Here is a 10,140-nt window from a genome sequence, read left to right as displayed (position 1 = left end):
ATTTTTGTACCAATAGTGAAAAACATGGTAGCGGATACCGTGCTGAGCACAGAACGCCTTCTGGCTAAGCCCGCTTTGCTGCCAGTCTCCAATCATACTAAACATTTGCTCTCTGACCTCAATATCCTTTTGCATAATTTTTTATTGCCAAAGTAACGGTCAATTAAAAGGCGCAACAAGATGTACTTGCTGGCAGGGATACGTTCCGCCGCACGGTTTGGCAACGAACTATTATTACAACAGCCAGGAACAGGTGTACCGGCAAACTACGCCGGATGGCGGTACCAGCAATTTCTGGTACGATAAGCTGGGCAGGCTGGTGGTATCGCAGAATGCGGAGCAACTGAGCCCTGCTACGGTGAACGCGGATAACCCTGCCAACCGGTTTAGCTATACCCGTTATGATAACCTGGGCCGCATTACCGAAGTGGGGGAGAAGTACAATGCTACCACGTCGGTAACCATCAGCGAACTGGCTACCCGCAAATACAGTGACCTGAAAACCTGGATGAACAGCGGTACCAACAGGCAGGTTACGTTAACGGTGTATGATGTGGCCCCAGTGTGGGCGCCTGCGGGTATTGCACAGGGCAACCTGCGCAAACGTGTGGCGGCAGTGGCATTGCTGTCCACAGGTAACAATGCTGCTGTAAACCGTGAAGCGGCCAGTTATTATAACTACGATATAACAGGCAATGTAAAACTGCTGACGCAGGAGAATGTGGCCCTTGCGGCGATAGAGAAGCAGAAAGACCCCGGCAGCGACGGGCTGAAGCGGATTGCTTATGACTATGATTTGATAAGCGGCAAGGTGAATAAAGTGCGTTACCAGGATGGAAAGTGGGACCAGTTTTATCACTACTACCGTTACGATGCGGAGAACCGGCTGACGGATGTGTATACCAACCAGCAGGATTTGTCAGGCCCGAATGATATTAATAACTGGGACAGGGATGCGCATTACCGTTATTATCTTCACGGGCCGCTGGCGAGGACTGAACTGGGCAATACTACTGTACAGGGCGTTGATTATGCCTATACGCTGCAGGGCTGGCTGAAGGGGGTGAACAGTTCGGATATTAATAAAGTGGAGATGACGGGTGATGGTAAGGCTGGTACGTTTTTCGATTTGGTGCCTAAAGATGTGTTTGGGTTTGGGTTGTATTATTATGGGGCTTCGGATTATAAGCCTGTTGGTACTTCCACAGCAAATAACCCGTTTTTGAGTTACAATACCCTTACGCCGTTGTACAATGGTAATATCAGTGGTATGGCAGTGGATATACCAAAAATAAGTTCGTATGTGATGCAGAACCGCTATCGTTATGACCAGTTGAACAGGCTGACGGCCTTTACCTGGTCGTCGCTGATGAACGTGCCCGGAGGTATAGGCTTTACAACAAGCGATTATTTTGAGCAGGTAACCTACGATGGCAATGGAAACATACTCACGTACAATCGTAATGGTAATAATTCCCTTGCTATGGACCAGCTTAGTTATGCTTACCAGCGTGACGCGAACAACAACCTGCTGAAGAACCGGCTGCTGCACATAAAGGATGCGGTAGCGGATGATAACTATGCCGAAGACATTGACAACCAGGGCGACAATAATTACGGCTACAACAAAATTGGCAACCTTACCAAAGACACGAAGGAAAAGATAACCGGCATACAGTGGACGGTATATGGCAAGATTAAAAAAATAACCATGACGGGTAAAACCATCAGTTATGGTTACGACGCTGCCGGCAACCGTATTACCAAGACGGTGGCTGCGGGCAGTACCACCACCACTACATTTTATAGTCGTGATGCGCAGGGCAATACGATGGCTGTTTATACATCTGCAGGCAGTAACTTTACCTGGGATGAGCAGCACCTGTATGGCAGCAGCCGTTTGGGTATATGGAAACCGGGCATTGTGGCGAAGCAGAATGGGATTGGGGATTCCAAAACAGCCTGGGGCCGGAGCGGCGATAAGTTCTTTGAGTTAAGTAATCATTTAGGTAATGTTTTGGCTACGGTGAGCGATAAGGTGACGGGTGTTAACAACGACAGTGACCCTGAGGCGGATTATTATGTGGCTGATGTGGTGAGTGCGAATGACTATTATCCTTTTGGCATGTTGATGCCGGGAAGGAAGTTTAATGCGGGGAGTTACAGGTATGGGTTTAATGGGAAGGAGAATGATAATGAGGTGAAGGGGGATGGGAATAGTGTTGATTTTGGAGATAGAAGTTATGATGGCAGAATAGGTAGGTGGATGACTACGGATAGATTGGCCAGTGCATATCCAAGTATTACTCCATATGCATATGCTGTCAATAGTCCTGTCATGTTTATTGATCCCAATGGAAAGTGGGTTGCAAAAGTGGATTTTGATAAGACTACCAAAATATATAGCTTGACCTTTGTCGCAGAAAAAGGGGATAACTTAAGTACATTGGCTCTACAGCTCGGAATACCCAAAAACAGTCTGCTTAAGTCCAATCCCACTTTAAATACTCTAAAAATAACTACTGGAAGTGAACTTAAACTGGAAAAGATTAAAGAAGTCAGTAATATTAATTATGCAATTAACTTTTTGGGTGATGACTATGATGAAGATTCGAAACCTATAGACTTAAGTAGTGAACAAGCCGTAAATAATTGCGCTAATTTTGCTAATATGGCATCAGGAAACAAAGAGGGATTAATTCGATACGGTGATTATGGAGAAAATGCGAATTTATTAGCTGGCAGATTAGGTACAAAAGCTAATGAAGAGGATGAGCCAACATTTGATCCAATTATGTCTGAATCCAATTCTAAAATGGGAGATATTATGTATTACGAAGCAAAGACAAAAAGCTCAACTCATCTTCATTTTGCCATTGTAGTTTTAAAGGATAAGCAAGGGAAAAATGTTAAAAGTGTAATGCAGAAACATGGAACAAGTAATTTGAGAAGGCAGATGTTTGATCCTTCAAAATTATTTATTCCAGACACTCACATTCCTTATAAGAAAACAAAAATTTTTGGAGCATTTATTTTCAGGCCTAAGCAGACTAATAATTGGACGGTTGAAGATATAAAGTCAACACTTCAGTATCGAGAACAATTTAAGTTGAAGCCAGCTCAGAAAAATGATTTTAAAGGTAGTCCTGTAAATTCGTCATTTATTAAAGATGTTTTTTAATGAAATTATATTTCTTTTTATTCGCTATGTTTTCTACGGGAACTTTATGCTTAGGTAATGATTCAATAGTTGTTAAAGCGAAAATTTTTATAGATTTTAAGAGTGAATTTTATGTTTGCCATAGGAATGATTTTCGACAATTCATAGACCCGATTAGTTCAAACACAGACAAGATGGGAATTACTTTTTCTATTGCAATCTCTGATACTCAGATAATATTCCGACGCGGAAGTAGAAAGGTGAGGTATAAAAGAATAGACAAGGATTCTTCAGATTTTAGGTTTGAATCTTACGATAGGAAAATGGCTAGGGCAATTTCAGTATGTAATCGTGAAATGTTTCCTTACCGGTTAAAAATTGATTTGAATACTGGTTCTATAAGTTTGTTCTATGAGAATGAGTTTCGCCGGGAACAAATTGTTGTATTCCAAGGAAAATTAATTGAGTATTCTAAGCGCTGGAAATGATTTTGTTAGATAGAAATATCAATTCTGTCTTTGTTGAATCCTTCAAATAAAATTTATGCTATCCAAAGTTTGCTATAGCGACTTTTTAGATTTTGAATAGAGAGGTTGTCTCAAAAGTAAGAGAGGCAGCCTTTTTTGATTTCAATTTTTGGGTACGGGTTATCCACCATGTTTTTTTAGTTTTAGTTTTTAGTGGGGGTTTATAAACAGAAGTGGTGGATAAATAAAACGTGCATGATATTTATCATACAGTTGATTTTAGTTGTCTTGCCAGGTATGGCAATTGGCAACACACTCAAGGTAGTATTTAAAGAAATCCATCAAAACCAGTTGATGGCATTACCCCCTACGCTGGATGAACTGATTGCAAGGAACCATCCGGTACGCCCCGCCCTTATTAGTATTCACTCCTTGATTGTAAAATGCAAATAAAAGAATGATGCTATCCAAAGAGTCAGCTTCAGTGGCTCTTTGGATTTTGAATGGAAGGCGTCCGAAGACTGCCTTTATGTTTATGGGAAGCCATTGCTGGATAGCCCCATGGTTGTTTTGATGCAGGGCCAATACCTAATACCCGCATAAAAGCCGCCATGAAAAACCGAACGGTGAAGTGATTGCGACGCAACTGGGCCGCCATGAAATACTGTTGCCGGTATCGGCCCTCACCCTCACCCCCTCCCCAAAATGATAGGATCCTTCAGTTTTTTACGATTATCATAGAACTTTTTGTATAACTTAATACGGAATTTGCTGAACGATTGTAACACCGGCCATTGCGGCCCTTCTCTAACGCCATATAATTCTCACTTATGCAGCTTACGGGCAAACATGTATTAAACGCGGCGCCTTCCAGGGTTTGGCAATTGTTAATGGATACGGATACGCTGGCCCGCATTGTTCCCGGTATTTCCAAACTGGAAAAAACCGGCGACAATACGTATAAGTCAACCATTTCCATGAAGCTGGGCCCGGTAAGCAGCTCCTTCACTGGTAATATGCAGATGGAAGACATAGAAACGGAAAAAGCTTTTACACTTAAGGTACAGCAAAACAGCAAGGTAGGTAATGCCAGTGCAGCCATAAAAATAGCCGTAACGCCCGTGGCAGGCAACCAGGCAGAAGTTGCTTTTGATGGCGATGTAAAACTGTCTGGCATGCTGGCCAGTATGGGGCAGCGTGTGCTGGGTGGCGTGGCCAACACTTTGTCAAAACAGTTCTTTGCCAACCTGGAAAAAGAGTTATAGCCTTAACACAAAGCCGGCTCGTCAGCTACGAGTTACGAAGTACGAAGTACTTGAGGTAAAAGCTTAGTTTTTAAGGGATATTGCTTATTGGCAGGAGGTTAACCCAAAGTACTTCGTGCTTCATAAGCTGTTCTTGCAGAATCAGGCGGATAGCAACTTATCAACCCATCAGTATCATCAGAAAAATCAGTTTAAAATCAAGGTAAAAAACGTTACACTTCATGAGCATAAAAATTAATCTCACAGTTAACGGTGTTGCTTACAGTAACACCGTTGAGCCCCGCCTGCTGCTGGTGCACTACCTGCGGGATGTGCTGCGCCTTACCGGCACGCATATAGGCTGCGATACCAGCAGTTGCGGCGCATGTACCATCCACGTAAATGGCAAAGCCACCAAAAGCTGCACCATGCTGGCCGTGCAGGCGGATGGCTGCGATATCACCACCATAGAAGGGCTGGCACACAATGGCGAACTGCACCCGCTGCAGGCGGCTTTTAAAGATTGCCACGGCCTGCAGTGCGGTTTTTGTACACCGGGGATGATTATGGTGGCGGCCGATTTTTTAGCGGACAATCCAGATGTTACCGAAGAACAAATCCGCTATGGTCTGGAAGGCAACTACTGCCGCTGCACCGGTTATCACAACATCGTTAAAGCCGTTCAGCAGGTTGCCGGAAAATTGAAAGAAGCTGCTGGAAAAATAAAAGAGGAGGTAGCCGTATGAGCACAACTAACGGTTCTTTTATAGGTAAATCGGTAAGGCGTGTGGAAGACAAACGCTTTATTACCGGCAAAGGCAATTATACGGATGATATTATTCTGCCGCGCATGACGTATGCCGCTTTTGTGCGCAGCCCGTTTGCCCATGCAAAAATTGTGAGTGTTGATACCGCTGAGGCCAAAAGCATGCCTGGCGTGGTAGCCGTTTTTACCGGCGCCGATGTAGCCGGTGTAAATGGTGTGCCCTGTGGCTGGCAGGTGAATTTTAAAAACGGCGATACCATGAAGGAGCCCAAGCACCCGTTGCTGGTGGCTGATAAGGCAAGGCATGTGGGCGATGCTGTTGCCATTGTAATTGCCGAAAGCCGCGACCAGGCTGTGGATGCCGCACAGGCTATAAATGTAGAATACGAGGAGTTGCCTTGCGTGGTGGATGCTAAAAAAGCTACAGAGGCAGGGGCGCCGCTGGTGCATGATGATGTGCCGGCCAATACCTGTTACGACTGGGCCTTGGGCAACCCTATTGAGGAAGTGGATGAGGCCATTAACAGCGCTGCGCATGTTACCGCCCTGGAGTTTATTAACCAGCGCATGATACCCAATGCCATTGAGCCGCGGAGTTATATAGGTTCTTACGATGAAACAAGCGACAAATACACACTTTACACCAGCACGCAAAACCCGCATTTAATCCGTTTGCTCATGTGTGCTTTTGTGCTGGGTATTCCTGAGCATAAAGTGCGTGTGGTGGGGCCCGATGTAGGTGGTGGCTTTGGCAGCAAAATATTTCATTATACAGAAGAAGCTTTGCTTACCTGGGCATCCCGGCAAATTAAGCGGCCGGTTAAGTGGACGGCTGAGCGCAGCGAAAGCTTTTTGACAGATGCCCATGGCCGCGACCATGTTACCAAGGCTGAGATGGGCTTTGATGCCGACGGAAAAATTACCGCTTTGCGTGTAAAAACTTTTGCCAACCTGGGCGCTTACCTTTCTACTTTCTCTACCTGCGTGCCTACTTACCTGCACGGCACACTGTTGCAGGGCTTATATACTACCCCCAAGATAAATGTGGATGTAACCGGCGTATTTACCCATACAGTGGCGGTGGATGCTTACCGTGGCGCCGGCCGGCCGGAAGCTACTTACCTGCTGGAACGCCTTATTGACCTGGCTGCCCTGGAAATGGGTAAAGACCCTGCTGAATTGCGCTTTAAAAATTTTATACCGCCCTTTGATGGTGTTAACCAGCCGGGTTATCAAACACAGGTGGCGCTGCAATACGATAGTGGTAATTACGAAGGTGTCTTAAAAAAAGGCCTTGACATGCTGGGCTATGAAGCATTGCGTAACGACCAGAAAGAAGCCGCCAAAAACGGTAAACTAATTGGCGTAGGCTTTTCTACTTATATAGAAGCATGTGGCATAGCGCCCAGCGCTGTGGTTGGCTCTCTGGGGGCCAGGGCGGGCTTGTACGAGGTAGGCCAGGTACGTGTACAGCCCACCGGCAAGGTCAGCGTTTATACGGGGGCGCACTCGCATGGCCAGGGGCATGAAACCACTTTTGCCCAGGTAGTGGCCGATAAGCTGGGCATACCTATGGAAGATGTTGAAATCATTCACGGCGATAGTGAAGCGGTGGCTTTTGGCATGGGTACTTATGGCTCAAGGAGCCTGGCTGTGGGTGGCTCGGCGATTGTTAAGAGCATTGAAAAGATTGTAGAGAAAGGAAAGAAGATAGCCGCGCATAAGCTGGAAGCCAGTGCGGATGACATAGAGTTTACGGGTGGTAAGTTTACTGTTAAGGGTACGGATAAGTCACTGAGTTTTGGTGATATTGCTTTAACGGCGTATGTGCCGCATGTTTACCCTAAAGACCTGGAGCCGGGTCTTGATTTCAGCAGTTTTTACGATCCGGCCAACTTTACCTATCCCTTTGGCTGCCACATTGCAGTGGTGGAAATAGATAAGGAAACCGGCAAGGTTACTTTAAAGCGCTTTGTTGCTGTTGACGACGTAGGCAATATCATTAATCCCATGATAGTGGAAGGGCAGATACATGGCGGCCTTGTACAAGGTATTGGCCAGGCCCTGTTTGAAGGTGCGGAGTATAATGAAGATGGACAGTTGCTCAATGGTTCTTACATGGATTATTGCATGCCCCGTGCGGATGATGTGCCCATGTTTGAAACGGCCAGCCAGGTAACGCCTTGTCCGCATAACCCACTGGGCGTAAAAGGCGCCGGCGAGGCAGGCTGCATCGGCTCTACGCCTGCTGTGGTGAACGCGGTAATTGACGCTTTATGGAGCGGTGGCCACCAGGTAAAAGACATACGTATGCCGCTTACATCAGAAAGGGTTTGGAGAGCTATGAAGGCCCCCAATTCCTAAAGGGGAACTGGCCTGCCAAACCGTTGGCCCTTCTCTTTTGACTGGTAGCCAAAAAAATCATTTCATCATTATAATCATAGTAATCAGCGACATGATACCAGCGTTCGGTTTTTTATAGCAGCATCGTTGCGTCGCAATCCGTTCATCGTTCTGCTATCATGGCGACAGTTAAGCGAAGAAAAAATCATTTCATCATTAAAATCATTGTAATCAAAGTATATGATACCTACCGCGTTTGATTATCAGAAAGCATCCACCGTTGATGAAGCCATTGCCGCATTAACGGACGGAGATGTAAAAATATTGGCCGGGGGCCACAGCCTTTTGCCGGCATTAAAGCTAAGGCTTAACCAGCCATCCAAGTTGGTAAACATAGCCGGCATAGAAGAGTTGAAAGGCATTAAGGAAGAAGATGGCGAAATAGTTATTGGCGCCGCCACCACGTACCACGATATCGTGAAAAATGATATCATCAAAAGCAAGCTGTCTTTCTTTTCTGATTCGGCCAGCCGCATAGGCGATGTGCAGGTACGCAACCATGGTACTATTGGGGGCAGCCTGGCCCATGCCGACCCATCCGCCGACTGGACGGCCCTTGTATTAGCCGCCGATGCCGCCATTGAAGTAAAGGGCAAAAACGGCAAGCGGCGTATTAAGGCAACAGAATTTTTTACCGGCCTTTTTTCTACTGCGCTGGAAGAAGGTGAAATTATTACGGCGGTACGCATTCCGTCACCGGCGGAAGGCACAAAAACAGCTTATCAGAAATTTCCGCAGCCGGCATCCCGCTTTGCCATGGTAGGCTGTGCTGTATTGCGCAAACCCGATGGCGTTACCAACATCGCATTCACCGGCGTTAGCGATAATGCTTTCAGGGATGCGGCCGCAGAGCAGGCTGTTGCCGGCAAGCCGCTGGACGATGCCACTATTGAAGCAGCCGCCAATGCCGCCGCAGAAGGCGTAAGCATACTCAGCGACCATTACGCGGCAGCAGATTATCGTAAACATTTGGCCAAAGTATATCTTAAAAAAGTATTGCACGCCGTAGCCTGAGAAGCTGGAAACTTCTGTGTGTAAAGACGGGGCGGCATCATGGCCGCCCATTTTTTGTTACCGTAGTTATCTTACTGCGCAATTGCACCGGGAAAACAGCAACTGCTCTATGTTCAGTTGTTCAAGGTTGGTTTTGTTCAATGTTCGTTTGTTCAAGGTTTAATGTTAGCAGTGGGTGCTCTATTTTATCTGTAATTTATCAATTAAACACACCATCAGGTTTTTACCCATCAACAGACCGGCAACCAGCTACCTGTAACCGGCATCCGGCTTTCGGGTTGCGGTGTTTTCCAAAGCTCCGTATGAGCGATATGTTAGTAGCAAGCAAATCGTCACGGCCTGTTTGCAAGGCCTCGTAGAGGCGATATGTTGCCCAGGCTGTAGCACGCCGTGTTGTCTGCATCATCATTCCGCAAGGCCATCATCCCGCCTGACATATCGCACCTACGGCGCTCTTTGCAAATCGTCTTTTTTTATCTACTAACATGCCGCCCCGATGGGGCTTAACTGTTCAATGTTCGTTCGTTCAAGGTTTAATGTTAGCAGCGGGTAAGTAACTTCTTCTGCGTTTCATCAATTAAACAAATCATCAGGCTTTTGCCCATCAACAGACCGGCAACCAGCTACCTGTAACCTGCATCCGGCTGTCGGGTTGCGGTGTTTTCCAAAGCTCCGTAGGAGCGATATGTTAGTAGCAGGCAAATCGTCACGGCCTGTTTGCAAAGCCTCGTAGAGGCGATACGTTGCCCAGGCTGTAGCACCCCGTGTTGTCTGCATCATCATTCCGCAAGATTACCACCCCGCCTGACATATCGCACCTACGGCGCTCTTTGCAAATCGTCTTTTTTCTTATCTGCTAACATGCCGCCCCGATGGGGCTTAACTGTTCAATGTTCATTCCTTCAAGGTTTAATGTTAGCAGCGGGTAAGTAACTTCTTCTGCGTTTCATCAATTAAATAAATCATCAGGTTTTTGCCCATCAACAGACCGGCAACCAGCAACCTGTAACCGGCAACGGGCTGTCGGGTGAGGGATTGAAGCGGATACCCCGCTGAAGCCTTCGCAGCCCGGCTTTGTGGCGGAGT

At 46.4% G+C, this 10,140-nt stretch carries 8 protein-coding genes; 7 read left to right on the top strand and 1 reads right to left on the bottom strand.

Features of this window, described 5'->3' with window-relative positions; translation table 11 throughout:
• Positions 1-105 (bottom strand): IS66 family insertion sequence element accessory protein TnpA (gene tnpA, locus F0364_RS29525; protein WP_442345985.1); only part of this gene is annotated, 105 nt, incomplete at its 3' end.
• Positions 106-217: 112 nt separating this feature from the next.
• Here tnpA and F0364_RS15820 point away from each other — a divergent pair.
• From F0364_RS15820 to F0364_RS15790, 7 genes are all read left to right on the top strand, one after another.
• The gene (locus tag F0364_RS15820; RefSeq protein WP_153798775.1) at positions 218-3,181 is read left to right on the top strand and encodes an RHS repeat domain-containing protein; all 2,964 of its coding nucleotides are present in this window, start codon (positions 218-220) and stop codon (positions 3,179-3,181) included.
• Positions 3,181-3,648, top strand: coding sequence for a hypothetical protein (locus F0364_RS15815; RefSeq protein WP_153798774.1), 468 nt, complete (start codon positions 3,181-3,183; stop codon positions 3,646-3,648). Before F0364_RS15820 ends, F0364_RS15815 begins: the two co-directional genes overlap by 1 nt.
• Before the next feature lie 234 nt (positions 3,649-3,882).
• A complete protein-coding gene (locus tag F0364_RS15810) occupies positions 3,883-4,080 on the top strand; it encodes a hypothetical protein (protein ID WP_153798773.1) in 198 nt (65 codons plus the stop codon).
• 377 nt (positions 4,081-4,457) lie between these two features.
• Positions 4,458-4,892: an SRPBCC family protein gene (locus tag F0364_RS15805; protein ID WP_153798772.1), complete on the top strand. Its 435-nt coding sequence runs from the start codon at positions 4,458-4,460 to the stop codon at positions 4,890-4,892.
• A gap of 221 nt (positions 4,893-5,113) precedes the next feature.
• Entirely contained in the window at positions 5,114-5,617 is a 504-nt protein-coding gene (locus tag F0364_RS15800; protein ID WP_153798771.1) for a (2Fe-2S)-binding protein, read from the top strand.
• A complete protein-coding gene (locus F0364_RS15795) occupies positions 5,614-8,001 on the top strand; it encodes a xanthine dehydrogenase family protein molybdopterin-binding subunit (protein WP_153798770.1) in 2,388 nt (795 codons plus the stop codon). Before F0364_RS15800 ends, F0364_RS15795 begins: the two co-directional genes overlap by 4 nt.
• Before the next feature lie 219 nt (positions 8,002-8,220).
• Entirely contained in the window at positions 8,221-9,054 is an 834-nt protein-coding gene (locus tag F0364_RS15790; RefSeq protein WP_153798769.1) for an FAD binding domain-containing protein, read from the top strand.
• The last annotated feature ends 1,086 nt before the right edge of the window (positions 9,055-10,140 follow it).

This window comes from Foetidibacter luteolus, from assembly GCF_009650435.1.
Lineage (GTDB): Bacteria > Bacteroidota > Bacteroidia > Chitinophagales > Chitinophagaceae > Foetidibacter > Foetidibacter luteolus.
The sequence above is the reverse complement of the archived record's forward strand: the minus strand, read 5'-3'. Positions and strand labels throughout refer to the sequence as shown.